At 43.2% G+C, this 26,260-nt stretch carries 25 protein-coding genes and 1 tRNA gene; 8 read left to right on the forward strand and 18 right to left on the reverse strand.

The genetic code is table 11. The features are described 5' to 3' along the window. Window positions 1-167 precede the first annotated feature (167 nt). The 4 genes from mce to ACT6NU_RS06350 all read left to right on the forward strand — a co-directional run bounded on the left by mce (window position 168) and on the right by ACT6NU_RS06350 (window position 3,659). A complete protein-coding gene (gene mce / locus ACT6NU_RS06335; RefSeq protein ID WP_445383620.1) occupies window positions 168-569 on the forward strand; it encodes a methylmalonyl-CoA epimerase in 402 nt (133 codons plus the stop codon). Between the two features lie 350 nt (window positions 570-919). Then, window positions 920-1,789 carry a DUF808 domain-containing protein gene (locus tag ACT6NU_RS06340; protein ID WP_445383621.1) on the forward strand — a complete coding sequence of 290 codons (870 nt, stop codon included), beginning with the start codon at window positions 920-922 and terminating at the stop codon, window positions 1,787-1,789. A gap of 190 nt (window positions 1,790-1,979) precedes the next feature. Further along, window positions 1,980-2,053: transfer RNA gene (locus ACT6NU_RS06345), tRNA-Ile, on the forward strand. A 451-nt stretch (window positions 2,054-2,504) separates the two neighbouring features. Further along, the gene (locus ACT6NU_RS06350) at window positions 2,505-3,659 is read left to right on the forward strand and encodes a DNA methyltransferase (RefSeq protein ID WP_445383622.1); all 1,155 of its coding nucleotides are present in this window, start codon (window positions 2,505-2,507) and stop codon (window positions 3,657-3,659) included. Here ACT6NU_RS06350 and ACT6NU_RS06355 read toward each other — a convergent pair. From ACT6NU_RS06355 to ACT6NU_RS06370, 4 genes are all read right to left on the reverse strand, one after another. Further along, complete coding sequence (locus ACT6NU_RS06355; RefSeq protein ID WP_445383623.1) at window positions 3,648-6,089, reverse strand: hypothetical protein; 2,442 nt, start codon at window positions 6,087-6,089, stop codon at window positions 3,648-3,650. The genes ACT6NU_RS06350 and ACT6NU_RS06355 overlap by 12 nt on opposite strands. A gap of 817 nt (window positions 6,090-6,906) precedes the next feature. After that, window positions 6,907-7,533, reverse strand: coding sequence for a CPBP family intramembrane glutamic endopeptidase (locus tag ACT6NU_RS06360; protein WP_445383624.1), 627 nt, complete (start codon window positions 7,531-7,533; stop codon window positions 6,907-6,909). A gap of 112 nt (window positions 7,534-7,645) precedes the next feature. Further along, entirely contained in the window at window positions 7,646-8,494 is an 849-nt protein-coding gene (locus ACT6NU_RS06365) for a LytTR family DNA-binding domain-containing protein (RefSeq protein ID WP_445383625.1), read from the reverse strand. Window positions 8,495-8,613: 119 nt separating this feature from the next. Further along, window positions 8,614-9,075: a CBS domain-containing protein gene (locus ACT6NU_RS06370; protein ID WP_445383626.1), complete on the reverse strand. Its 462-nt coding sequence runs from the start codon at window positions 9,073-9,075 to the stop codon at window positions 8,614-8,616. Window positions 9,076-9,191: 116 nt separating this feature from the next. Here ACT6NU_RS06370 and ACT6NU_RS06375 point away from each other — a divergent pair, with 116 nt between their 5' ends. Continuing rightward, the gene (locus tag ACT6NU_RS06375) at window positions 9,192-9,488 is read left to right on the forward strand and encodes a DUF2188 domain-containing protein (RefSeq protein ID WP_445383627.1); all 297 of its coding nucleotides are present in this window, start codon (window positions 9,192-9,194) and stop codon (window positions 9,486-9,488) included. 118 nt (window positions 9,489-9,606) lie between these two features. Here the strand turns inward: ACT6NU_RS06375 and ACT6NU_RS06380 are convergent, their stop codons facing one another. From ACT6NU_RS06380 to ACT6NU_RS06430, 11 genes are all read right to left on the reverse strand, one after another. After that, window positions 9,607-11,469, reverse strand: a complete 1,863-nt coding sequence (locus tag ACT6NU_RS06380; protein ID WP_445383628.1) for a hypothetical protein — start codon at window positions 11,467-11,469, stop codon at window positions 9,607-9,609. A 382-nt stretch (window positions 11,470-11,851) separates the two neighbouring features. Next, window positions 11,852-12,943, reverse strand: coding sequence for a hypothetical protein (locus tag ACT6NU_RS06385; protein WP_445383629.1), 1,092 nt, complete (start codon window positions 12,941-12,943; stop codon window positions 11,852-11,854). Window positions 12,944-13,184: 241 nt separating this feature from the next. Further along, window positions 13,185-13,919, reverse strand: coding sequence for a DUF6090 family protein (locus tag ACT6NU_RS06390; RefSeq protein ID WP_445383630.1), 735 nt, complete (start codon window positions 13,917-13,919; stop codon window positions 13,185-13,187). A gap of 113 nt (window positions 13,920-14,032) precedes the next feature. After that, window positions 14,033-14,830, reverse strand: coding sequence for a DUF6090 family protein (locus ACT6NU_RS06395; RefSeq protein WP_445383631.1), 798 nt, complete (start codon window positions 14,828-14,830; stop codon window positions 14,033-14,035). Window positions 14,831-14,837: 7 nt separating this feature from the next. Beyond that, window positions 14,838-15,554, reverse strand: a complete 717-nt coding sequence (locus tag ACT6NU_RS06400; protein ID WP_445383632.1) for a DUF6090 family protein — start codon at window positions 15,552-15,554, stop codon at window positions 14,838-14,840. A gap of 85 nt (window positions 15,555-15,639) precedes the next feature. After that, window positions 15,640-16,380, reverse strand: coding sequence for a DUF6090 family protein (locus tag ACT6NU_RS06405; protein ID WP_445383633.1), 741 nt, complete (start codon window positions 16,378-16,380; stop codon window positions 15,640-15,642). A 67-nt stretch (window positions 16,381-16,447) separates the two neighbouring features. Continuing rightward, entirely contained in the window at window positions 16,448-16,633 is a 186-nt protein-coding gene (locus tag ACT6NU_RS06410; protein WP_445383634.1) for a hypothetical protein, read from the reverse strand. A 128-nt stretch (window positions 16,634-16,761) separates the two neighbouring features. Beyond that, complete coding sequence (locus ACT6NU_RS06415; protein ID WP_445383635.1) at window positions 16,762-17,535, reverse strand: DUF6090 family protein; 774 nt, start codon at window positions 17,533-17,535, stop codon at window positions 16,762-16,764. A 63-nt stretch (window positions 17,536-17,598) separates the two neighbouring features. Beyond that, window positions 17,599-18,369 carry a DUF6090 family protein gene (locus tag ACT6NU_RS06420; protein WP_445383636.1) on the reverse strand — a complete coding sequence of 257 codons (771 nt, stop codon included), beginning with the start codon at window positions 18,367-18,369 and terminating at the stop codon, window positions 17,599-17,601. 88 nt (window positions 18,370-18,457) lie between these two features. Further along, window positions 18,458-19,216: a DUF6090 family protein gene (locus ACT6NU_RS06425; RefSeq protein ID WP_445383637.1), complete on the reverse strand. Its 759-nt coding sequence runs from the start codon at window positions 19,214-19,216 to the stop codon at window positions 18,458-18,460. An 84-nt stretch (window positions 19,217-19,300) separates the two neighbouring features. Then, the gene (locus ACT6NU_RS06430) at window positions 19,301-20,218 is read right to left on the reverse strand and encodes a diacylglycerol/lipid kinase family protein (RefSeq protein ID WP_445383638.1); all 918 of its coding nucleotides are present in this window, start codon (window positions 20,216-20,218) and stop codon (window positions 19,301-19,303) included. Between the two features lie 313 nt (window positions 20,219-20,531). Between ACT6NU_RS06430 and ACT6NU_RS06435 the strand changes: the two genes are divergently transcribed. Together ACT6NU_RS06435 and ACT6NU_RS06440 are read left to right on the forward strand one after the other, a co-directional pair. Further along, on the forward strand, window positions 20,532-21,287 hold the full coding sequence (locus ACT6NU_RS06435; RefSeq protein WP_445383639.1) for a hypothetical protein: 756 nt from the start codon (window positions 20,532-20,534) through the stop codon (window positions 21,285-21,287). A 221-nt stretch (window positions 21,288-21,508) separates the two neighbouring features. Then, window positions 21,509-23,056, forward strand: a complete 1,548-nt coding sequence (locus tag ACT6NU_RS06440) for a CHRD domain-containing protein (protein WP_445383640.1) — start codon at window positions 21,509-21,511, stop codon at window positions 23,054-23,056. Between the two features lie 45 nt (window positions 23,057-23,101). Here the strand turns inward: ACT6NU_RS06440 and ACT6NU_RS06445 are convergent, their stop codons facing one another. Both ACT6NU_RS06445 and ACT6NU_RS06450 read right to left on the reverse strand, forming a co-directional pair. After that, a complete protein-coding gene (locus tag ACT6NU_RS06445; RefSeq protein ID WP_445383641.1) occupies window positions 23,102-23,584 on the reverse strand; it encodes a YybH family protein in 483 nt (160 codons plus the stop codon). A gap of 63 nt (window positions 23,585-23,647) precedes the next feature. Then, complete coding sequence (locus ACT6NU_RS06450) at window positions 23,648-24,049, reverse strand: hypothetical protein (RefSeq protein ID WP_445383642.1); 402 nt, start codon at window positions 24,047-24,049, stop codon at window positions 23,648-23,650. 196 nt (window positions 24,050-24,245) lie between these two features. Between ACT6NU_RS06450 and ACT6NU_RS06455 the strand changes: the two genes are divergently transcribed. Further along, complete coding sequence (locus ACT6NU_RS06455) at window positions 24,246-25,403, forward strand: hypothetical protein (protein WP_445383643.1); 1,158 nt, start codon at window positions 24,246-24,248, stop codon at window positions 25,401-25,403. 63 nt (window positions 25,404-25,466) lie between these two features. On the opposite strand, the gene ACT6NU_RS06460 is transcribed toward ACT6NU_RS06455, so the two are convergent. Beyond that, on the reverse strand, window positions 25,467-26,162 hold the full coding sequence (locus ACT6NU_RS06460) for a hypothetical protein (protein ID WP_445383644.1): 696 nt from the start codon (window positions 26,160-26,162) through the stop codon (window positions 25,467-25,469). Between the last annotated feature and the right edge of the window lie 98 nt (window positions 26,163-26,260).

The raw sequence follows: 26,260 nt of genomic DNA on the forward strand, positions 1-26,260 counted from the left end.
TCTTACTGATGCCAGAAGATAGAACAGCATTAATAGCACTTTATTGCATGCCTAAGACAGTTTTATCTACTATAAATAGTGTATTTAATGAAAAAATTAACACGAGATATTTCTTAACAGACCAATCTGTCCCTTAAACCTTTATTTTAGTAATTCAAACCAAGCCCATGCGAAAAATAGAACATATTGGTATTGCCGTAAAGGACCTTGAGGCCTCCAATGCCTTGTTTACAGAGCTTTTCGGGCAAGCACCCTATAAGATGGAAGAGGTTGCCTCCGAAGGGGTCCGAACTTCCTTTTTCAAGGCCGGCCCCAATAAAATAGAACTGCTGGAAGCCACCAATCCGGATAGCCCTATCGCCAAATACATTGAAAAGAAAGGGGAGGGAATTCACCACATTGCTTTTGATGTGGCAGACATTCACGCCGAGGTTGCCCGCCTGAAAGCCGCCGGCTTCAGTATCCTGAACGAGACCCCGAAAAAGGGGGCAGACAACAAATGGGTGGTGTTCCTGCACCCGAAAAGTACCAATAAGGTTTTGATTGAACTCTGTCAGGAGATCGATTAATTTTTAAGCTTATTTTGATTTGATCTTTCTTTATGGGATAATCATAGCGATAAATATATTCTCGAATCTCTTTTTATTATTCATTTTGGCTTGGTCCAAATGCAAAGCATTCATGAGTACCGTTAAGAATAAATAGAGGGAACACGAGTAAAATGAATCAAAAAATCAAGAAAGATTAAAAGAAATTTTTAGCTATCGCTAAAATCGCCACAAGGCTTTCGCTACATGCTCTTTTTTTGCTAAAGCAAAAACGCACTTTCGCTAGCCTTGTTGCTATTTCTGGAAATCTTTCGCTGGCTTTCGATTAATTTGTTAGTTCCTAAATATATTTGTGTCCTAATAAACAGCTAATGGCATCAGGATTTTTTGCGATTTTGGATGATGTGGCTACGCTGCTGGATGATGTGGCCGCCATGAGTAAGGTAGCGACCAAAAAAACAGCCGGGATACTGGGGGACGATTTGGCGGTAAATGCAGAAAAAGCATCCGGATTTGTCTCCAAACGGGAGCTCCCCGTGCTATGGGCCATCACCAAAGGGTCGCTGCTCAATAAGATAATCATCCTTCCCATCGCCTTTTTGCTGAGTGCTTTTGCCCCCTGGGCGGTTACGGCCATACTGATACTTGGGGGGCTCTACCTGGCCTTTGAAGGGGCCGAAAAGATCTACGAATTCTTTGTGCCACACGTCCACGCCTCTATTCCCAAAGATGCCGAAGCCCCAACAAAAAAAGATATTCTGGCTCTTGAAAAAGAAAAGATCCGCTCTGCCATTGTGACGGATTTTATCCTTTCTGTTGAAATTGTAATCATTGCCCTGGGTACCGTAATGGATGAGCCCCTGCTCAACCAAATCCTGGTAGTTTCTTTTATAGCCCTCCTCGCTACAGTTGGGGTATATGGCCTGGTGGCACTTATTGTACGGATGGACGAGTTTGGGACCCATTTGATAAACCTTAACGGGGAAAAGAACAGCATTTCGGACATGATCGGACGCTTCTTTGTAAATGCCCTGCCATGGGTGATCAAAGGCCTTACCGTTATCGGGACATTGGCCTTGCTGTTGGTCTCCGGGGGGATCTTTGTGCACAACATCTCCTTTTTACACCACCTCTTTCCGTCTGTTCCGGGCCTCATAGTGGAATTTGGGGTAGGGCTGGTAGCCGGCTTGCTGGTGCTCTTGGTTTATAAAGGCGTAAAAAAGCTCTTTGGACGAAAGTAAGCCATTAAAGGCATAACCCTTGGCGGATAGGAATATCAAACGCGCCGAAGTTGCTTACATTTTGTTGCAACATCTTAAAATATATAGTAATATTGCAGTCCCTCAAAAAGGGTCCTATCCCAAAGCAGAGCAAAGCACGCTTCGGGACAGCGGACAAAACACAAAAGTTCTTTACTTACTTAATAAAATTGGTCCTATAGCTCAGCTGGTTAGAGCACCTGACTCATAATCAGGGGGTCCCTGGTTCGAGCCCAGGTGGGACCACATCAAGCAGAAAACCCACGCCGGAAGGCGTGGGTTTAGTTTTTTCTGGAGGAAGCCAAACTTGTTTGAGCTTCCGGAAGGAAAAGCGAAACCTCGATTCGCGTAAGCGAAGCGGAGGTTTTCTATTTGCAGGAGCGGGACTTCTCTGGTACATTCCTGCAAGGAATGAACCCAGGCATTTAATTTAGTTCCAAATTGGAAATAGCCAGCGCACCATCTGGCTTCCCGATAGCTATCGGGACTACATAAAGTCCACCGGATCTTTTGTAGCCGTTCAGCCCTCTCTGGTGCATTCCCGCAGGGAATGAATCCAGGCATCAATGTCTTTCTGTTTTTGGATCAAGGAAAAATAAGGGCAGCAGAAATGTTGTCCCTTTTTTATTTGGCAGAATGAACCCGTGTACCGCATTTAAGTTGATTAATGTTTTTTAGTTTAATTTTGATTTGAAATATGACTACACAAGATTTATATAGCAGTAATCTTTTAGAAGCTATAAATGATACAGATAGAGTATCAGGATATACACATGATTTTTATAATTATCCAGCAAGATTTTCCCCAAAATTTGCAAGAGAAATAATTAAAAACTTCACCAATCCAGGGGACTTGGTTTTAGACCCTTTTATGGGCGGGGGCACAACCCTAACTGAAGCTAAATTATTAGGACGAAATTCTGTTGGTTTTGATATTAGTACTCTTGCCAACTTTCTTTCTTCGGTAAAGGCAGACCCCCCTGGCACCGAAAGTCTGAATAGAACTGAGCAATGGTTAAATGAAACTTTACAAAAACTAAATTGCCACAAGTCATACCCTAGGCCATTAGATTGGATAGAGGCTGGATATCAGAGGAACCTTTCAAATCGCTTCACGTGGCGAATAAGAAAAGTCATTGAACAATACATTTATTGTCTTGAGAATTCAAAATTGAAAAAGAAAGAAAAAGAGTTTTCAAGATGCTTGCTTCTTAAAACATCCCAATGGGCCCTGGATTCTAATAAAACCATCCCATCAGTTGAAAACTTTAAGATAAAGTTGATGGATAATTTCAAACTCATGAAGCAGGGAGCGATAGATTTTTTGGAATCAGTCGGGAATGCTACCGTTGAGACAATAAATGCCCCAGCAAAACGAGTAGGCTATTATAAAGGAAGATTGGGCGTTGCCCCAAAACTAGTATTAACATCACCCCCTTATCCAGGAATCCATGTTCTTTATCATAGATGGCAAATATTTGGAAGAAAGGAAACGCCTGCTCCTTTTTGGATTGCCAATAGTCTGGATGGGCATGGCATTACACACTATGCCATGGGAAACAGGTACCAGGAGGGACTAAAGGATTACTTTAAGAATATTTACAAGTCCTTTAGGGCTGTTTCAAAAGTCTGTGATGAAAACTCCATCGTTATTCAAATAGTAGCCTTTAAGGAAAAAAGCTGGCAATTACCAGAATATCTGCGAACCATGCAAAAAGCAGGTTTTCAAGAAATTGTGGACAGTGACGATAGAATCTGGAGAACCGTCCCTAATCGAAAATGGCAAGCTGTTATTAATAATCAAACCTCTAGTTCTGAGGAGGTTGTGCTTTTTCATAAACTAATCCTCTAATAGAGATTCAAGCTCTGCTTTTTCTATATCACTAAACTCCTGGATCATTGGGATAATCATCATACTCATTGATCGTGAAAAGGTAGCTACTTGATCCTCTAACGTTGGACCTTCTTGGTCATCATTCTTAGAGTTCTGTTGATAATCATAAATTACACCAAGACCAAGAAGAACCATTCCATATAAATACTGGCTTTTTAGATTATCTGCGTTTTTAACATCGTCTTTGATTTCATATTCGAGATATATATTGTCCATGTTTATATAGAAATCATAAACAGGTTTTCCCTCTGAGCTCTTAGCGACAATTACCTTGAGGGCCGAATATTTATCGAATTCGTACTCTTCCCAGTCTTCTTTGTAAACAGGTGTAGGCTCTGGTATATCTATGCCCGCCATAGACTCCCTTCCATCGCCTTCTTTACCTGAAGGCGGTAAAATTCTTGGTGTTCGTGTTTTTCCGCCTGTAGATTCTCTCTCAGGGTGAACAATCATTACAAACCGATTACAAAATGGAGGATCAATTATTCTCATCGGGTCAGTAACTTCCAATTCCAATGTTACGGACGACCCGACTTTAAAGTAATCGTTAATTTCCAGATTTAAAGTCGCTATCCCATTCAAAAGATTTAAACTGAATGTGGATTCAGTGAATGGAACTTTTTCTTCATCAATTATTTCATAGAGCTGATAAGTTCCAGGATTTGTTTTCCTACCGAAATAATCATTGTTGGCATCAGTTTCAAAGGTTATTCTTGACTTTTCATTGAAATAAGTATTCTTATTAAGAATTTCACCGTAGTCCAATTTCTTAAATCTGAAATAATTGGGATACTGCTGTCCTTGGTATTCTTTTTTTTCAGCATCTACCCTTTTAGTTTTAAAGGGATTCGATAGTCTTTGGCCCTGTAGGAAAATTCTTGAAAGTGCTGATGAATGCTTGAATAGATTTGATAAAACAGCTTCAATTGGTTTTGAATCATCAAGCCTTTCAGACTTCTTCTTTCTTCTTCTTTCTTCCTGTAATTGTGAAAGCAATGTATGATGAGCGAGGTAATCAACCATTTCATCAATTATTTTATCTTGAAATGGACCCTTACGAAGGTGTACCCTGTCGTTGACAAACAATTTTTCCTGTGCTCTATAGGATAGTTTGCTACACTCAACCATTACAATCAAGGAGTTTTTCAGGTATCCAAGATTAACTTTCTTCCTGTTAAATATGCGATCATGCAACCATCCTTGGGCCTGACCGTTGAGGACAAATATTACCCCTTTGTCATTCTCACGATAGGTTTTGGCTTTATTATCCTTAAAGGCATAAACTGAAATTGAAATTTTTTCGCCTTCAATATTTAGTTCATGCGTAGTGGGAAATCCTTTTTCTAAAGCATTACCTCTATCATCAAAAAGGCGAACAATTAAACCATTTACTTGATGCTCAAATGATCCAGGAGTTCCTTCATATCTACATTCGTGTAGGCGGAAAGGAAGACCTAAGTCTGGGGCTAATAAGTCCAAGGGTCTTAAAAGACCACCACTACCCTGAACATTTTGTTTGAACTTGGTCTCATATTCATAAAGTTTAACCATTGTTCCCCAAATAGATTCAACCGAGTAAGGGGAATTATACTCAGCGAATATGGGCATTGTGTCACTCTGAAAATGAAGGATTTCACCCTTTCCTGGGTTTTGGTGGGCGTTTACAGGAGCTAAATATTTATATGTGCTGGATGTTTCATTTCCAGAAGGGTTTTCCCTTCTAACTATGGTGAATCCCCAATCATCATCACTAGGGAATTCACGACTGTCAATTAATTTGGGATTTCGTCTAGAAAGTATAAACTGTAAGTTGGTTTTTCCGCAATAAACCAAGGCAGCTGTACCTCCCATGTTCCATTTACCATGAACAAATCCAATTTTACGCTTAATAGATTCACCTAGTGATAAAATTGTTTTCGGAATGTTTAATGGGGTTTGACCCTCTCCTCTATCGGCAATAGAAATACAGGGATAACCTTCAGTTGGCTTATTTCCTGTAATATAGACGGATATGTTTTTTGCAATCGTTCGTCTTTTTTTATCTGACCATTCCTTTATCTGTCCCGAAAGTTCACTCTGACTTTGATCATCAAAAAACATTGAAACCGCATTTTTCACACTATTAGGGGCCTTATCACTTTTTGGATCAATATCAGCCTCAAGGCAAGCATTCATTAAGATGGCATCTCGACTATTTGTGATTTTCTCAACTAATGCGGACTCGGCTTCATTGGCTTGATTCCCAGCGGCACTATAATTATTTTCTTTATCGCCATAAAACCGCCAGAAGTCCTTGTTGCTCCAATAGCCTTTCGATTCAAGTAAATCAATGACTTCTTTTTCAGATTCGGCCTTCATTAGAGCCATGCATAATTCTTTATTGGTCATGGTAGCTATAGTTATAAATTTTGTATGTCATTTAAATCCAATTTTCGCATTAAAAAGTATTCCTTTAATGTCAAATTATTAACAATAGACTCTCTTGACATTCCTAATGAAGTAATTCGTTCTCTGAGCTTACGGCGATGTTGATATCGGGTTTCGTTTTCCATGCTATCAAAACTTAAACTCGGTTTGACTTTTTGACAACCCCTTATCAAATGATTGCTTCAAAGAATCAACTCTAGACTTTATAGCACTATACAATTTTTTCACATCTTCATCATTATATTCATAATTGTAAGTATTTGAGCATTTTTCCAAGCTTTCTATGGCTTTAATTACCCTATTTACCCTTGGTTCTGCGACTTGTACGAACCTTTCTCTTCTTGTTTTAGCTGACATGACTGAAGTATTTATATTACACAATGCCGCAAATATATAATAATATTACACATTAATCAAATTATATTACACAGATAGCCTTTTGTGTAATATACAGCGTTATTATGTCGCAATATATTTATGTAAAAAGAACAATTAATGTGCTTGGTGGAATGACTAATTAGTGGTTTAATTAAATAGAAGCTTAAATTGGTAAAATAGTGAAGCAGAATAATCTGAGCTATCGATTATAATAAGATACATTAATAATTCCGTTTGCTATATTGTTTCTAGATATGAGTACAGCCATTATAACCAGGTTTCATTACTTTTAGAGGAAAATTATCTTTTCAAGGCCAGCCCACCACCTGGCTACCCGATAGCTATCGGGACTACAGAACCCCCACCACACCCTCGGCGATAGATGGGGTTATTCCACCCGTTAAGCCTGTAATAGCAGTGGCAACACCAGCAGTGCAATCACATCCGTTACAAAATGGGCAATTATGACCAATGGCAGGTTTCTTTTGGAAATATATACAAGCATAAATATACTGCCGGCAAAGAACACGAACACCAGGTGCCCAATACCCCAGGAATAGTGCACCAGCGTAAAAATAAGTACCGGTATGAGCCCGGCAAGCCATTTGGAATTCGTGAGTTCGTACATCCGCTCGAAAGCAAATCCACGATAGAGCACTTCTTCCACTACTGCAGCTCTAAGGGCGATAAGCAAGAGAAAAGGCACAGACTGGCTTGCGATCAGTTCTGCCGTTTCCCGATTGAGCTCAAGGCCTATAGCCTGAATGGCAACAGTTAATACCCCAAAAAGGATGAAAACCACCAGGCCCAGCCCAATTCCTGAAAAGAGGGTTTTTACGGTGAGCTTCTTCCATCCTATTGATCTGATTGTGCGTTTCTCTACAAAATAGATCCACAAGACAATTAATACCAGAAGCAGCCACATAGCAGCTTCGAATAATTTTAAGTCCAGGCTCAAAAATTGCAGCAGAAAGGGAAATGCCAGGAACCCCAGCAACCCAACACTTGTTTTTATGTGATTTTTCATAGGAGTAAGATTTTTTGTTTCCTGAAGTAAAGAACCGACATTGTTGTAATAAATATTAATGTCTGGGCGCATACTTTCCCCAATGGTCATGGAAATCTTACCGAATGGTCAATCAGGGCCGGGAGCCCTGCAACCACTGTTTGAATCTGGTGGACTTGTAGCGGCTCACTGGCTCCTGAAGCATGGAATCCGGGGGGCCAATTGTTACGAGAAGCCTGTGGTTGGGCAGCTTTTTTATATGGGAGATACTCTGCCTGGAAACCAGGATCCTTCTGTTCAGTCGAAAAAACTGGTCGCCCAGGCCGTTTTCAAGTTCAGACAGGGTGTACTCAGTAGCCCGTTTATTCCCGGAGACATCAACAACGAATACGACCTTAAATTCGCTGATGAAGTAGTACACCTCCTTTAAGTCAATATTTATGCTTGCTGCGGAATTACCAATGGTGATATAGTCTTTCCACTCCCTTTCGGCTTGTCTGCCATCCTTTTTGCGAAACAAGAATTCCCCGTCGTTCCACCAGGAATGCCAAATATGAACGCCGGCATAAAAGATTACAATCAGTAAACTAAGGCCAGCGGTTATAAACAGCCCCTGAAGAAATTTGGCCCAGACAAAATCCCAATCTTGCAGGTAGAGCAAAATCGGATAAAAAACAAAATAGACAATGGCCGTAACAGCTACGGAGGCTATGGTCATCTCAAAAGGAAGGAATTGGGAAACCGTATTGGAATCAATCCTGGATTGAAGCATGTAATCCAGGGTGAATTTGTTCGCAAACCATATGGATAAGCTACCGAGGATCCTTATCCATAACTCAAGACTGAGCAGGATATGGGAGTCCAGCCTGCCATACTGCAGGGCCATGGAAACTATAGCCAAAAAAATAATGAATACCGTTTCTATATAAACGGCCCTGCCTTTTGGCCAGATACGCGATCTTTTGGTTGGAGATTCAGACATATACTAAAGATAAAAGTATCTTGGCGATAAAGGCAAAATAAAGGAAATTCAACATTCAGATTGCGGTCAGGAGGGGCTCCTGGCTATTTCTGGATTACCAGAGTGCCTTACCCGTAAACCTACCTCCAATGCTGAGACTTAAGCTCCATGGTAGCTTTCAGGACGTCTTTCTGTGAGATCTGCCCCACCAGGCGGCCGTTTTCGAGGATGGGAAACCGCCTCCTGCGTGCATTTAAAAATTTCTGGGCGGCATCAAAGATATTCATGTTGCCATCTATGGTTTCCACATCACGGATCATACGGCTGGAAACCTGGTTCTCCTTAGAGGGCATGTTGAAATAGCGGCTTTCACTAATGTGTTTGATGCAGTCTCCTTCCGATATGATCCCTACCAGCTTTCCGTCCTCATCAACCACTGGCCCGCCTGAAATACGGTGTTTGATAAGCAGGTCAATCACTTCTTCCACGGACTGGTCTGGCTTAAATGTGATCAATTCCTTTGTCATATAATCCCGGACACGTATTAGTGTTTGCTCCGGATCCTGCTTCTTTCTCGGTCCTGTAAAACTCTTGATACCCATAACATTAGATCTTTAATACTTCTCTATATAAGATACAAAATTTTGCCCATATGTGCTATTACAGAAATTGTTCATGATTCGGAAAACCCTATCTTCGGTCTTTTCAAGATATCCCAATGCCCAAAAGCAATACATCCCGAAACTGGATCGATATTCTAAGCGAAATCGTTGAGCTGTTTTTTAAAAGCAGCCGCCAAAGCAAACGCGGAAGGTCCTGGCACCAGCACGTGGTTCCCTATGAAGGGGATTGGGCTGTAAGGCGTGAGGGGAATAAACGCATTACCTCCAAACACAGGTTGCAGGAAACTGCGATTCGGAAAGCTAAAAGCCTGGCCCGAAAATACAAGGCAGACGTGGTTATCCACCGGCAGGATGGGAGTATTCGGGATCGTATTAATTACGATAAGGACTAAGTGCATATTGAGGGCCACCTGCTCGTTCTGGCCCTACCCTGAAACAACTCAGCCGGCCATAAAAAAAAACCCGGCCTTAAGACCGGGTTTTAGAGAAATCAACTAAGTATAGCTAGTATTAGCGCACCTTATTTGCCGGGATTTTTAAAACCGAATTGGACGCTCCACCAGTTATATAGATGTCACCAGAGGGGCCAACATCAACGCTGTCAAAAAGCCATTGAGGAGGAAACCCTGGAATACCCCCTTTTTTGGGTTCCAACCCATCAACAAGGGTTGTAGCTTCTCCGGTTGACAGGTCGATTCGTGTAAGCTTACCTCCACCGCCGGGGCCTTCGGTTTCATAGACGAGAAGCCTTCCGTCGTTGTCCACTGCTATACCTTCGGGAAAGGAAAGGCCTGAAAACACGGGTGCTACCGCAGGCGGCTCGGTATCAAAATTAATTTCAAAGATAACCCCTGCAAACCAATCGGTGGCCCATACCTTCTCACCGTCTGTGGCCAGACCACTTGCAACGCCAGGGAACAGAAGGAGCGTGGCATTATCACTCATCCTGTGAACACCACCACCAGTTCCCTCAGGAATTCCGACATCGGAAACGATGACTTCACCTGAATTGAGACGAACTGCATCCAGGGGGGCGGCAACCTGCTCTTCAAAATCTGCTATCACCCCATCCTGCGGATTCCAAACTTGAACAGTTGATGAAAAAAAGGAGGATATTACCAGGTCCGTTCCGGATGCAGACATATTTTGCGGTAGGGTAAGAGAGGGTGGTCCTGGAACAGGAACAAGAAAGCCTTTGTATTGTCCGGTTTGCTGGCCACTGGTACCATTGAATTCCCTGACACTGAACAGGTCTGCCTCAAATACGAGATCCTGGTTGTTCGGGCCGGCCATGACGCCAAGCCCCTGTGGTGCGATAATACCGCCAGGGCTTAGAATGCGCGCCTGTCCGCTGGGTAGTAGTATCTCGGCTACCCAACCTTCGTCATTGTTGGTCATGTACAGACTGCCGTCCTGGTCAAATACCATATTGTCCAGGCCGGGTTCAAGGGATTCAGTGAGGGTTGTTAATTGCTTGGAATCTACGTCAAGGGTGAAAAGGGAACCCGTCTGGTCGAGAATATAAAGCAGGCCATCAGGGCCGAACTTGGCAGCGGCAGGATTGGCAAATTCACCTCCTCCTCCGGCCAGGATTTCTACAGCACCATTAAATCCATTGCCAAACAAATCACCCGTAAGGGGTGGATCATTGGGTTCTCCCACATCCACAGCAATGATCAGATTAAACGCAAATAACGGGCCGTAAAGGCGTCCGTCCGGCCCAAAATCAAAGGAGTTAAAAAAGCCCAGACAAGGCAGTATATCAGGGTTGCCAGGAACAGGGAAATCACATTCGATAATGGGTCTTGGAGGATTATTGAGCTCAGGATCGAACTCATACAGGCCGTCCCCCTGAAAATCAAGAGCTACAAATAAACGCCCTTCATCGTTGAAGGCTATAGGATTTACCCCGCCCTTCAAAAGCTGTTTCTTTATACTACCGTCAGGTTTCAGAAGCCCTACTTCCCCGGTCAAAAGATCCGTCCAGTAGAGGTACCCTTCATAGGGGGACCCGTCCGGGCCGAAAACCAAATCGTCTGGCCCGGTAACCTGGTCTGAAATCCGGTTGACAATTTTACCGTTGTTTTTGTTTAAAACGAAAATTTTCTGCTCAACAACGCTTCCAACGTACAGATTTCCATCAGATCCTATGTCGATACCATTAGCCATACCGGTTACAGAACCCTTTACCAGGGTTTTCAAAATAGCGTTTCCTGATTTTAAATCATTTTTATTCTTGGATTTTGCATTGGCTGCCTCCAGATTAGCAGCCTCCAAATCCGGTTCGGGGCTGCAGGAGAAAACCAAGAAGAGCGCTAGCAACAAAGAGCACAGCCACGCGCATTGTGATAAGCATTTATTAATTGTCTTCATAATATTGCAGTTTAATGGGTTACTTGGTTGAAACGGAATCGCCATAACCAGACTACAGAACTCTCCGGAGGAATGAGAATTTAGCCCGTATGTCAGGCAGACAATAAAAAAAGGGGAAGTATATTAAGATACGATAAATATTTGATATTCAGAGCTTTTTATGCAAATCAATTATAATATCTATCCTGTTGAGGAGAAGCAGGTGGAAGCATTCAAAAAGTAGACCCTGATGGGTGCGTAGAAGCTATTACACTTGTAGGTCAACAAGTGATCGTCCTTATAAAATTAAGGCCAGATAATCAAAACATGGAGTCTATTGCAACCTGGAATGAACCCAGGGTCAATTAGGAGCTTTATTCTAATCACGTCAGCAGACAGGCACCTAGTTCCCTATCGAAATCAAAGGGGATACCGCCCCCGAACCCTCTTTGGCCATGCTGAAGAGGATTTGCATGAGGGTAAAAGTGTTTTTGGATTGCACATCCCGGTCGTCAATATAATACCAGTGGTCCCGGTACTGTATGCCCAGGTACGCGTTATCGGGCCGTGAAGGGCTCGAAAAAACACGGATCAGGTCTGTGTTTTCCGGGTTGAAAGTAGGCAGGGTCCGCCCTTCTGCCACATGTTGCTGAGGTACTTCAATATACCAGGAGAGGTTAGACATCATTTCCAGGATGGAATGCGTCTGCACCACAATCTGATTATTCCTTTCGAGGATTACCCCATACTCAATATCAAATACGTGTATTTCCGGGTCCAGCTGCAAAAGCTCTTTGAATTTGTTAATGGTCTGCTTTACGGAGTCCGTTCTGGCCACCTTCGGCAGGATCACTTCCACATTTACCTTGGGCCAGTCTCCCCTGAAATGCATACCCAGTGCCCCGGCACGCTGCAACTGGTGCAGCACTTCCAGCAGTTCCCTGAACTTCTGGTCTGCCTGCCGTTGTTCCCCTGGCGTCCCTATTTCATTGTGTAGCCCGTTGATAGCCGAATTGGTGAGACGCATCAGGCGCTCGGCAGACCAGCCAGACTGGATCAGGAAAAAGATCACTGAAGGGGGAAGGGGCGTAAGCAGGCTCTGCGAAAAGGCCTGCCCGGTCATGGGGGTATAGGTTATAGTGGGCCGGTCTGACCAGTTGGCGGAAAGGTTTCCGCCCAGGGATTTACCGAAAAAATTAGAGCTGCCGTTAACCCCGGCGGCCCCGCCACGGGTATATGAATTAATGACGGAAGACACATTCAGGAAACGCGGCATTTCCAGGTATCGCAGGCGTACGATATTGAGCAACATCTGCTCATTCTCATGGTTGGCCACGCGCTGGTTATAATTAAAGCCGTCCTGCGGGATGGTTTTGGGCCCCATCGATTTGCAGGAAGAAAGGGAGATGGTTAGAAGCAGTATCACAACAGCCCCTGCCATACGAACAGGGTGTATGGATTTGTCCCGGATGGAGTTCAGAAATTGGTGTGGCATTGCAATCTGAGTTGGTTGGTTTACAGTTAAATATAGTTCAAAGAAGGCAGATTGCCGCCATCCTGTTGGCTATTCATTTACAAACCGGGCATTTGTAAATATTATCCTACATCCGGATGCAGATTCATCTATTTAATCGCCTTAAAACAATATGGATTTTGGATGAAAATGCGATGAGTTTCAAAATCAGATAGATGGAATCAGGAATAGCATTTTATTCTTTAATCAGTTCCTTATGGAATCAATCAGATGGATCAAACCTTTGCATCTCATCATCGATTCCCTGAATCTGCTCCTCCAGCAATTCCATCAGAAACCCCTGAAAATTGATCATCTGGGCAGCGATCCGGACATTGAATTTTAACACCTGTCGATAATCGGAATTTGTTACAAATGCGTTATAATCCTTCGGGATTAATACACTCGGGGATACGGTTTCAAAAGCCTGCATGATCATGGGGGTAAAGTAATTCCTGCAGTGTTCATCAAGCACCCTGGACTCTAATTCTTTGTATAAATTGATCGGCCGGGTATAGAACCTGGCAATACCCAGCCTTATGGAATCATTAGTGATAATACTTGTGCCGTTCATCCTGATATTATCAAAAGTGGTGTGGTTAACCGAAAACGTCTGAAACGGGTCCATCTGGCTGAAATGGGGAATCAAAGAGTCATGGTAGGGCAAAACCTCGTCCATATGCCGAAGGATAGCTTGGTTGGAACGGATAATATTGCGAAAATTAACACTGTCGGAACGGATGTCCTGTAAGGTCTGAACGAGGTCAGATTTTAGTTCTCTCAAAGTCTTTAATTCTACCTCACGTGCCTGGCGATTGTCATTCCAGGTATCGATCTGGAAGGCAATCAGTATTCCAATCACTACCAATAGGATCTCACCGATGGCATACAGCAAGTATTTGCTGATCTTGTTATTTATAATCAGGTTTTGGCGGATTTTTCGGAAGAAGCGGAGCATAAAAGGCGGGTTGCTCCTGTTAAGTTAAGGAATTAAAGATTATGTGCATCCCAATAAGAACTTACAAATGCAATGAATAGGGATAAACTTCAGACCAAAAGCCAGAGGGTGATTTAATCTGAAGGGGCCAGCTGTTCCTCCAGTAACCTGAGGATTTCCAGTATTTGCTTCCTGAGGGTATAGGATTCCGAATTAACCACTTCATTGATCAAAAGGGCGTTGGAAACAATACCTTCCACTTCACTGTTTTGGAGTATCTCGGTGAAATCGGGTTCCAGCCGTGATTTCCTGAAGTCATACACCGAAAAATCCTTGCGATTGAGCAAAAAGGTTGGCAGGTCGTCAATTTTCTCATAAAGTGCTTTGGTAACAGCGCGGCCAACCCCGATCTTATTTAAGATCGGCAAACTAGAATAATGCTGCGTATTGATATAGATGGCTTCCACCTCCTGAACCTGGATAACGTCGGTAGACCATTTGGTGAGCAGGCTCTTCAATTGCGGGTGCTGGATTAGATTTATCTTACCCGTGGCAACAAGGTCATTATCGATAGGATCGTAGCTTACGGTTAAACCAAGATTTCCCAATTTGGAAAATACGCTGTCTTCATTGGCTTCTTCAGGATGGTCAAAATAGCCCAATAAATCCTTTGAGGAGTTAATAATCAGTATGCGCGTGGCAATTTTACTGTCCAGTTGTTCCAGGTTGGCCTGGTAATCTTCTTTTAATTGCGAGAGAAGGGTTTGTTCTTCTATTCTTAGCTTTCGTTCTTCGTTCCAGTTGTCTATCTGTAAGGCGATCAAAATCCCAAATACAACCAGCAAAACTTCCCCAACGGCATACAGCAGGTACCTGCTAAACTTGTTTTCAGAGAGGAGGCGTTGGCGGATTTGTCGAAAGAAGCGAAGCATGGGCTTTTCAGTTTAATTCATCAGATATCATTTGCAAAACCTCCAGTGTTTCCTGCATAGCTTTTCTTTTATGGTATGTGGAGGCTTCCCGCATCAGCACCCTGAAACTGAGCATATTGGTAAATTCATCATCATTTAACAAGGCTTCATAATTGGTTGGGTGAGCCCTCCCGGTTGCTTCCCTTCTGAAATACCGCTGATATAAAGGCACAGAAGTTGTGGTCCATAACTGGTCTTCCAGTCTTCTGGTTTCCTGCATCAAATAAGGGTACTTCACCTCAAAGAGATCAATGATTCCTTTCCGGAGACTGTCGTTACCAACAAGCCCCAATCCGGAGGATTTCAAAGTTTCAAAAGCAGAAGAAGAAAGAACTGCTTCAGGAACATAATCAGCCTCCTGAAATAAATAGTCGAGGGTGTCAATATAGGCCCTTTTGTTGTCCAAATGATCCAGTAGGAAATGGATGGCTGAAGCGCCTGTGATCTGAATTTTTATATCGGATTCCAGGTTCTCGACATTGGTTTCTAAGTTGGCTTGGAGTTCTCTTAAAAGGGCTCTCTCCTTCAGGGTTTCCTTTCGCAACTCATTCCAATTATCAATCTGCAGAGCAATCAAAATCCCGATCACCACCAACAGGATCTCCCCCACGGCGTACAACAGGTATTTGCTTACTTTGTTATCGGTAAGCAGGCGTTGTCTGATTTGTCGGAAGAAGCGAAGCATGGAAAATTTGATTTAATTAATCCTACGAGCCTGATATTGCTGTAGACATTGGGTATTAGAAAACGGGGTCCTTAGTTGTCTTTATTTACTCTTTAAATTCATCTTCTATCAACTTAAGCGTTATCTCGATGTTTTTTTGAGCTCCAACAGCATGCCTGTTAGGAAGCAGGTACGCAAGGTTGTGCAGTGTTTTTATCCTAAAGTTTATTTTTCGATCCAATCTGAGTTTCTCAATATCGAATATTTTTAAAGGTTCAAACCAACTCATTTCTTCCAGGTGATCTTCAAATATCAGGAGACATTCATCTGCCGTCTTTTTGTACTCTTCCAGCTCAATGTAATATCTTGGGTATGCAACCTCGTACAAATGGGTTAATTGAATTCTGAGTGAATCATTTTGGATGATCTTCACGCCAACCTGTTTTAAAGTTTCATAGGTTCCCTGATTGGCCAGAAATCTGCTCCTCAATAAGGACCGGCTAATAAAATAGGAAAGACTATTGGAAAAATAGGGGACACTGTCATTGTAATTTTCTGTGCCACCCAGCCAACCAATAAATGCTTTTTGGCATCGCAGGATTTCGTTTTGCAAATCTATGTTTGCCTCAACTTTAGCCAGGTCTTCTGTTAAGTTGTTTCTGATTTCTGTCAGCAAGTCAAGCTCAAGCTGCCTCTCTTTTTTATCCTGGCTCCAATTGTCAATCTGCAGCGCAATCAAAATCCCGATCACCACTAACAGGATTTCCCCAATGGCATATAGCATGTACCTGCTAACCTTGTTTTCAGTTAGCAGGCGTTGTCGGATCTGGCGGAAGAAGTGGAGCATGTGTTATGGACTTATATTGCCCCTGTCTTTTTACAAAATGATGGCTTACAGGGATTCCCCCACAGAACTATTCCTTCCGGGTTATGGACAGGTTGATAACGATGGCCATAAGAAGCCAGATAATAAAGGTTTCGCCGTGTGTCATCTCATACGAGGCACCTGCTGCCCCGGCAGCTATTAAAACAATGTACACTACTACAGGAGATAAAAGCAGGCTAATGGCCAGGTAAAGAAGCGATTTTTTGTAGTTCATAATTGATTGGTTTTGTTTCTTAATAGTACTCATTTTTCGGGATATAAGGAAATGCAAAGAAGGCCTAATAACAGAAAGGCTCGCACGCCTTTTTAGACGGTGCACTGGAATTACACACAAAAACCTCCTCAACTACCATTAACACCTTCTAATTCCTGCTCAATTAAATCAAGCGTACGGTCAATCTCTTTTTCCAGCCGCGCATAGTATCCATTATTCAGAAATACCCCGGTTGCAATAAAGCCTGTGATATAATTGTCGAGTTCCAGACTGCTTATCAATTCAAAGGAAGATTCTTCAAATTTGCTGGGCACAAGGCCCGGGAAGCCCCCGAATGCATTTATGACAGATTTTCGCATATTACCCTTTTCTTCCACTAATCGGATCATCTCCAGGCGGGGGCGGGCATGCTCTGCCTCCTGAAAACGGACCCGGGTCATCAGCCCGTCCCATGAAGCGAGTTTCTGCCGGAGCTCGTTGTTCGAAAGTATCCCTAGGTTTCCGGATTGGATTAGTTCCCGCATTACCCCTTCCCCGGGCCTGTACTGCACTTCAGAACCCACCGTTCCGATTGCAAGGGAATCAAAGGCTCTTTGTGATAGCGCATTGTTTTTGATACCCATATATTTGGACATGGTTTGGGCGTGATCCAGGTTTTTGCTGTTGAGTAATTTTACCCGGGATAATTCTTTCTGATTGGTTTCAAATTCATCCTTGAGGGCCTTTAGGTAGAAATATTCTTTTTTTCGGATGATACGCTCTTCATTCCAGTTATTTACCTGCAGGGCCAGCAGGATCCCGATCATGACCAGCAGGATTTCCCCTATGGCGTACAAGAAGTACCTGCTAAAATTATTGTCCTTCAAAAGGCCTTGTCGGAGCTTGCGGAAGAAGCGAAGCATGTTACAATTTTTTTAATACCAGATCAATGAATTCAATAATCGCAAATATTTCATTTTTTCTATTTACTTATCAAACAAATTGATTTCCTGATCGATCAGACCAAGAATCCCATTGATTTCCTCAACAAGTCTTGAATAATTAGTGTTATTTAGAATAAGACCTCTCAGGTAATATCCAGTAAGGTAATTTTCAAATTCAAAATTTTGCAGCAATCCAAAACTTGAAACATCAAATCTGCTTGAATTTAGATTCAGTATTTCCCCGGCAGCATTGAAGGTTGATTTACGACTATTACCCTTTTTATTAATCAAATCAAAAATTGCAAATCGGAATCTGGACAGCTCATTTTCCTGAGAACGAATCATTGTTAATATCCCGTCCCAAGCAGCTAGTTTTTTGCGTAAAATCTTATTGGAAAGGATTGCCATATTTCCTGTACTAATCATTTCATTTAGAGTTCCCATACCAGGACGATACTCTACTTCTGTGGCTAGGGCCACTACAAGTAAAGAATCAAATGACTTTTCAGTCAATTTTGGAGTTTGCACACCGGTAAATTCCAATAAATAAAGCGAAGCATCAAGATTGTTCCTATTGGTTACTATTACCCTCTGAGCTTCCGCCAAATTTTGTTCAAATTCCTCCTTTAATGCATCTAGATATAGACGTTCGGTTTTCCTTTCAATTCTTTCCTCATTCCAGCTATTAATCTGAAGCGCAATTAAAATCCCAATTACGACAAGCAGAATCTCCCCAATAGCATACAGCATATATCTGCTAACCTTATTTTCAGTGAGGAGTCTTTGGCGGATCTGTCGGAAGAAGCGGAGCATGAGTAGCTGTATTTAACTTTTTCGAGCCTTATTTCGTTTTGGAAACCTTAGTTATTTAACAGGTTGGATAGTGTGGTATCTGCTGGTATCAGGGCGCTCTGCTCCTGTTTATTTCAGTCTGCACCAGCACAATTAATTGCTCCAGTGCTTCCTGGGTTTGCCTGAGCCTTGTAATATTTAGCTCTATGCGCTCATTCTTCAGGTGGAGGATATTGGCATAGGTGTCATTCAGTGCCAAGTCCGGATAACTCCTGGGGACGGTAACCACCTCATTGTAAAACATACTTTCACGGGAAAGGATTCTTTCTTCTTTGAAATGCTTTAGCATAAAGGGATTTAGGTGATTCCATTGAATGGCCAGCAGTTTGTCATTTCTTGTTTTAACCATTGGGAGGATATGTTCAAAATAATTGGACAGGACCACCCGTAAACTATCGTTTTTAAATTCACTGGTGCCGGAATTCAACATAGCCTGGTATCCTGTATCTACAGGGTTAAAATCATTTTCTGACTTGCTGACTCTAATCCAAAACAACAAAGAATCTGATACAATTAGGTTGGAATCCAGTTCCTTTAAAATATACGCTCCGGATTTGCGAAATATGTTGTTGGACAGTAAAAGGCGTTCAAATGTATTCCTGCTTTCCATCAGGTCCTGCTCTATTTGTTGGAGTAATTTACGTTCCTTACCGGCCTTTTTTCTGTCCTCATTCCAATTATCGATCTGCAGGGCTATCAAAATCCCAATCACCACCAAAAGGATCTCCCCAATGGCATACAGCAGGTATTTGCTGACTTTGTTATCGGTTAGCAGACGCTGACGGAGTTTGCTAAAAAAGCGGATCATGGCCTGTTGTTGGTTGGTCTGCCTGTCAAGTTACGGAAATAATTGAATGTCCGGGGCATTCCCTAAATGACAAGGGCTGGCTGCTCATCTGCGATCAGCAGGCATCAAGAAAGAGATAGCCCCTGGCAATACCCGTATGGTAGCCGGCAGCTGGCCCACAAACTCCCCGTCAGCCTCAATACTACAAGGGTCTTTGCTATGGAGCAACACTTCCCGGATATTGTAGTAGCTAACCTGTGGATGGGATATTTTCACCCCTTTTTTAAGCTTTCCCAAATTCTTCAGATAGTCCCAAATGCTTAAATCCCCAAAAACAGCAACCTGGAACTGCCCGTCGGAAATGTTTGCATCCGGTGCAATGCAGATGGCATTGCCAAAATACCGGCCATTGGCGATGGCCATTTGCAGCAACCCGCCTTTCCATTCCCAGGAGCTTCCTGTGCAATGCACTTCCTTTTTGCGGTACCGCAGAAAACCCCGAATGATATGTTTGAAATAATTGAAGCCCGGGCCTAACAGGCCGCTGGAATGTTCCAGGGATTGCACCACTTCTGCGCCCAACCCTATTCCGGCAATATTGATAAAACAGCGGGTTTCCCCTGTCTGTTTCAAACGTATTTGCCCCAGGTCTATCTTGCGGACAGCCCCGGATTGGATAAGTTGCAACAGTTCATCAATGGAGCCGGAAACTCCCACGGTCCGCGCAAAATCATTGGCAGAGCCACAGGGCAGCAGGCCTATTGCAGGGTGTTTTGTTGCGGGCATATCACTCTGCATAACGCCATTGATCACCTCGTGGAGCGTGCCGTCACCCCCAACGGCAATCAGGTACTTACAACCGGTTTCAGTGGCTTGCCTGGCCAATTGGATGGCGTGCTCCTTTTTCTCTGTTACAAGGAACTCCACCTTGCCCTTATCAGACTGTCTGAAGTACTGCTCCAGGGCTAGAAGTGCTTTTGAGAGCCTGTTGTTCTTATTGTTGATTATAAATACAATGCTCATTTGAAGCGGAGGAAAAAATATAGCATTCGGACGGGCTTGACAGGAAGCGCTCATTAAATATAGACAATCTAGCTATACGATCAGGCCAAATGCTTCGAGAGCTGCTCTGCTCTTATATTCACCAAATAGCAATTTGGGTACGGAGTAAATCTATATTTGAAGGGTTTAGACTAAATAAAAGAAAGAGAATTCTTAGGAATATGTTTATTTCTTGCTGCGGGAGACGTAATGCATTGAAAATAAATAAAATAAACCCTTTGAACGGTTAAATATTAAGTACCTTTTAAGGAATAACAACCTAAAACCAATAATTATGAAACGAATTTTATGTGCACTGGCTTCTGTGCTGGTATTCGGGTCCGCTTTCGGACAAACGAACCCCAATTGGGAGTATTACCGGACCATGCGCTGGAAGGCAAAACCAGGACAGGCAGAGAACTTTAAAAAAGCGGCTGCCAAAAAAACGAAGATGTTCAACAACACCCCGGAGACATCTATGGTTACGTATCAGATCATGACCGGCTCGGACCAGGGTAAATTTGAGCGGGTATACGTTAACAAAACCCTCGCCCAACTGTATAGTGAGAACCCCCAGGAATTGGAGTATTGGGGTAAAAACGTTTCGCAATACGCGGAAGAACCCAGCGGCGCCAAAGTTTGGTGGCGTATTAAGGGCTGGAGTGTTAACTGGGACCCGGCCACACCCAGTAAGTACATGGATGTACAGACCCTTATCATTAAAGATGGGCATGGGGCTGACTTCAGACGGGCGATGAACCGGAGGATGTCAATAATGAAGGAGCACAGTACCCGCCAAATGGCAGTTTTCAAATTAAGCTCGGGGGGGCAGTCAATGGAATTCAGGATCATTACCTTTTTTGATGACCCTATGAAGGCCATGGGGGAATGGAAATCAGAAGATTTTAATTACCAGGATGCCTATAACGAAAAATATGGATATGACGCCCGCGACACGGACAGGCAGGCCTTTTCCAATTCCATTGAAATTTATGGAAACGCGATAGAGACCCACAAACTGGTCCCTGAAATGTCTTTTATGGGGAATTAAGTGCGTTTAATATTCGAGAGAAAACCCGCAAACAGCGGGTTTTCGTGTTTAAGAGAACCGTTAGACAACAAACTTATTAAACCAAATTAAGATCCGTTTGCGGCATATGTTTCAGGCGAGTGCCTGAATCCATAAAACTTTAAAACTTTTTTAACAACCCGGGGCAGGCATACCCCGTAAGTTTGTTGAAGAATTACATTAAATAATTAAACAAAATTGCCATGAAAAAGATTTTTTACTTATTCCTGACCCTTGTAAGCTTTGTAGGTTTACAGGGTTGCAGTGACGATGATGGGGGCAATATGGATGATATGGATCCGGTAGCCCTGAATTCTAAAACGTACACCTTACAATCCGTAGCCGTACCTGAAATTTCCGGGACTGCTACCTTTTCAGAAAACACCGATGGTTCGGTAACCATAGACCTCGATTTGCAAAATACACCGGCAGGCGGGCAGCATCCGGCCCACATCCACTTCAATACAGCCGTGGAAGGTGGGGGAATTGCCCTGACCCTGGGAACCGTTAACGGGGATACAGGGGAAAGCAGCATAACTACCACGGAACTGGATGATGGAACCCCAATTACCTATGAGGCCCTATTGGATTTTGACGGATATATCAATGTGCATTTAAGCGCCGACGAATTATCAACCCTGGTGGCACAGGGAGATATTGGCCAGAATGAATTAACCGGCCTGACCAAGGCTTATGACTTAGGCGCTGTTGCCGTTCCTGATATCAGCGGAACTGCAACCTTTTCCGAGCGCGTAAACGGAGAAGCCCTGGCCACCATTGCCCTTGAAAATACACCAGACGGTGGGGAGCACCCAGGCCACATCCATTTCAATACAGCTGCTGAAGGCGGGGGCATTGCCTTTACCTTTAACCCGGTTGTTGGCGATACAGGCCTGAGTCTTACAAACGTGGCCGCCCTGGATGACGGCACACCCTTTGGTTACTCCGATGTTATTTCCTTTAATGGATACATTAATATCCACCTGAGCGCAGACGACCTGGCAACCCTGGTTGCTCAGGGAGACATTGGCCAGAATGAGCTAACGGGGGTATCCGTTTCCTATCAATTGGATGAAAAGGACGTAGCCGGGATCAGCGGGACGGCTCTTTTTGAAGAGCGCCTTAACGGGACCACCCTGGTAACCCTGCAACTGAGCGGAACACCTGAAGGCGGCTTACATCCCGCCCACATTCACGAGAATGATATTGCCACTACCGGCCCTATCATTGTAGGCCTAAACGCGGTAAATGGAGATACCGGCATCAGCAAAACGCAGGTAAGTGAGCTAGTAGGTGGCGCAGCTGTTACCTATGATGACCTTCTTACAATCAATGCTTACATAAATGTGCACCTGAGCGAAGAAGACCTGGCAACCATAGTGGCACAGGGGAATATTGGAGCGAATTCAAGCGCAGGTAGCCAGGCAGAATCCAAAACCTACGACGTAGTAAATAGCGGGGCTACTGCTTATATTTTTGACGGGGAGGAACTGACCAATGCCAGTAATCCGGATCTGACCCTTAAGAGGGGATCTACCTACACCTTTAACGTAACAGCCGCGGGCCATCCATTCCTGATCAAGGAGGTGCAAGGCACAGGCACGGCTAATCTTTACAATAACGGAGTAACCAACAATGGTGCAGTAAACGGGTCGGTAACCTTTACCGTTCCCAATGACGCCCCCGATATTTTATATTACAATTGTGAGTTCCATGTTGTTATGACCGGCACTTTTACAATCGTAGATTAGGGCTAATCCCATCATAAAAAAATGCCCCGTTTTGCGGGGCATTTTTTATTCAATAGAAGTAAGGGTAGGATCATTGTTGTAGATGTCCACTACATTCTTCCAGCTGCCGTCTTCCTGTTTCTTCCAGATGGTTACCTCCCTGTGGAAGCTGCTGATCTGCTGCCCGGTCGTATCCCGGAATTTGACATATTTATGGGCAATGACATACCCCAGATCACCGCTTTTGGAGACATGGGCCTCCCTGGGCTCCCAGTTCACTTCAAAACCAGGCATTGTTTCCCCGAAGGCCACTACCTCCCGGAGTGCGGCCTGCCCTTGCACAGCAGGGCCCTGCGGCATGATTAAAACGGCATCTTCCGTCCAGAAAGAAAGGATGCTGTCCGTATTCCCTGAACGGGCTGCCTGTGCCCAGTCTCGGGAGGTTTGCATCAGGTTTTCAGCTTCTAGTTGGGGATCTGTTTCCGACTTACCGCAGGAAACCACCAGTAATAAAGCACAAAGTACGGTGTAAATATTGTTTGTTTTCATAAGCGTAGAGTATTGGTTCTTGCTTCTATTAAGATTGCCAATGGATGGTTTTAAGATTTCTTCCTACAACTTCACCCTGCTGATCTCAACCCCCTGTGGCATGGAAACGCCAGGCTCTTCCTCGGCGGTGATAAAGAATTCACTGCCTTTAAAGGAGGTGACGGTTTCCAGTTCGGAATCTTCCCCGTTTTCGTTGTAGAGGGCGCCCAGGTTTTTGATGCCATTCTCCTCGGTCACCAACCACACCACAAAGGCCGTGGCATTGCTTTTTACCCGCTCCGGGCTGGCCAGGTATTTGGCTTTAACGGTAATCTCATTGTTGTCATTGTTATTGGTCTTCTGCTTTACTTTTATTTCCGCAGCCGGCACAATATCCGAAACCGGAAATGTTTTGGTAGTGGCGCAGGAGGCCAGGAATATAAAAAGTAGTAGTAGAATTGCCTTGGGTTTCATTTTTGCATGCATCTAGTATTTTTAATAATAAGATAAGGAAATTTTGGGAGAGAGTGATGAAGAAATTAATAGGACATCTTGTGCAAATACAATTATCCTAATATTTGGTTATCAGCGATAATAGGATAGTATCATCTAATTTTATTTGGGGTTTTTACTAAGACGTTTAATTTTATCAAATAATATTTTTTGCTAAAAAACATCACTGATGTACAGATTGTTTTTCGTAGGAATCCTCGCATTATACTTATTACCTTCCAATTTAAGTTCTCAGTACGATTCATTAGTCATAGCCAAACCCTATTTCTTAGACGATGTGCAGCCTCTCGAGATTGTTCAAATTGATTTTAGAGAAGAAAGCACCTTAGTTCATTTTACCCTCACTAATTATTCTGCTTTAGGTAGCTATTATCAATTGAGCCGAGATTTCATTTTATCTGATAAGGAGACCAACTTATACTATAAATTGCTAAATAGTTATAACCTTCCTCTAGATAATGTTAATGAATTTGGCTATTTGGAAGATTATGGTGAAGAGTTGAATTTCACTTTAGAGTTCGAAAAAGTCCCGGAAAACCTAACATTGTTTGACCTCATTGAAGATAGGGAAGACGACAACTCAATAATAATTAGAGGTATAAAAATTGAGAAGAGCTCCAAAAGGGAAGGCTTCTTAGATTTAAATAGCTTTTTAAATTCCACTCCCCTGAAGAGGATTAATTATTATTATAGTGAAGGGGAAATAGTTCAATATCAACATGACCCAAAAGGACTAAATCTGGCTGCAGCGATAGAGATTGACAAGACATACGGAAAATACTTCCAAGTAGATTTATCAATCCAGAATTTAACGGGGAGGTATATTACAATTATACCTGAGGAAATAAGGGCTTACTATGTCGATGAATTCGGAAAGGATTTCATTAATTGGACCAATGTTTTAAGTCATGAAAAATACATGAGGAAAGTGAAAAACAGACAAAGTTGGAATTCTATTTTCATCTCTTTTATGGAAGGTGCGGCAGCTTCAACCGCTGGATATTCGAATACTACTGCTTATACGAAAAGTTTCGGCTACAATGGAGCTAGATACACAAGTGGCAACAGCATCAGTACTTCCGAAACATATGATGCTTCGGCTGCGTATTTAGCTCAACAACAGGCCAAGAACAACGTATCAAACTTAGTAGAAAATCAATATCAAGTTAGAAATACACTTAATGAGGGATATTTAAAACGAAACACTTTAACCAATGAAACGGAATATATAGGGTTTATTAATATCCCATACTCTAAAAAGATTAAGGTCTTAAAAGTGATGATCCCAATAGATGGAGATGAATATGAGTTTATTTTTCAGATTTAAAACCAGGAATATTTTCTTCTGTAGAAATGGAATTAAACCTGAATCATTTTACTTTAGCTAAGTCTAAACTCTCTTCCCAATATACCCCAACTCCCGTATCATCTCCACCGTCTCCCCTTTGATGATCCAGGACACGCCAAAAGGGACCAGGGCCATTACCTCCATCCAGAAAACAAAGTTTTGGATGCTAGCGCCTGTAATGAAGTAAAGGAACAAAGTCCCAACGGCCACCCAGGTGGTGATGCCGCAGCTGCGGTAAAGTTTTACCTGCCAGCAATCTTTCTCGGGGATGTCCCTAGTGAATTTGTAGTAAGACATCCAGCCCATCAGCACCACAAAAATCCCGGCGGAAAGCAGGTGGATGGTATCGACGGTGTTGTCCAGATGCCCGCTTAAGGGAAACAGGCCGCTCTGGCAGATGCTTTCTACCCTGCTGCTACCGCTCCCATCACAGGCGGTGGGGATCAGCACCACAGCCAGTACAGCCAGGCCTGCAAAATTCGTTAACCAATCATCATTGATGTAGTCTTTCTGCCCGAAGGCTTTGGCCGAGAACCCCTTATAGGAGATCAAAAACAGCCCCAGAGAGGAGAGCACGATAATAAAATAAAGGGAGGGGGCGGTCAGGTAATAATAGTGGCTGATGGAAGACAGCACTTCCCCTCCGGTAAGGGCCGGCAGCACAAAGGGGATGGAGATCCCCAGAAAGCCGATCAGCTTGCGGATACGAAAGTCGGAATGCCGGAGCTGTTCAGACATGGGAACGGGAAACTAAAATAGTCAAACGGTAAAGGGGAACACACAAAAGGTACGCAAATGAGGCAAAACTGGCCTATAGAAAAACCATAGAATTGTTA

Source organism: Robiginitalea rubriflava, assembly GCF_052540725.1.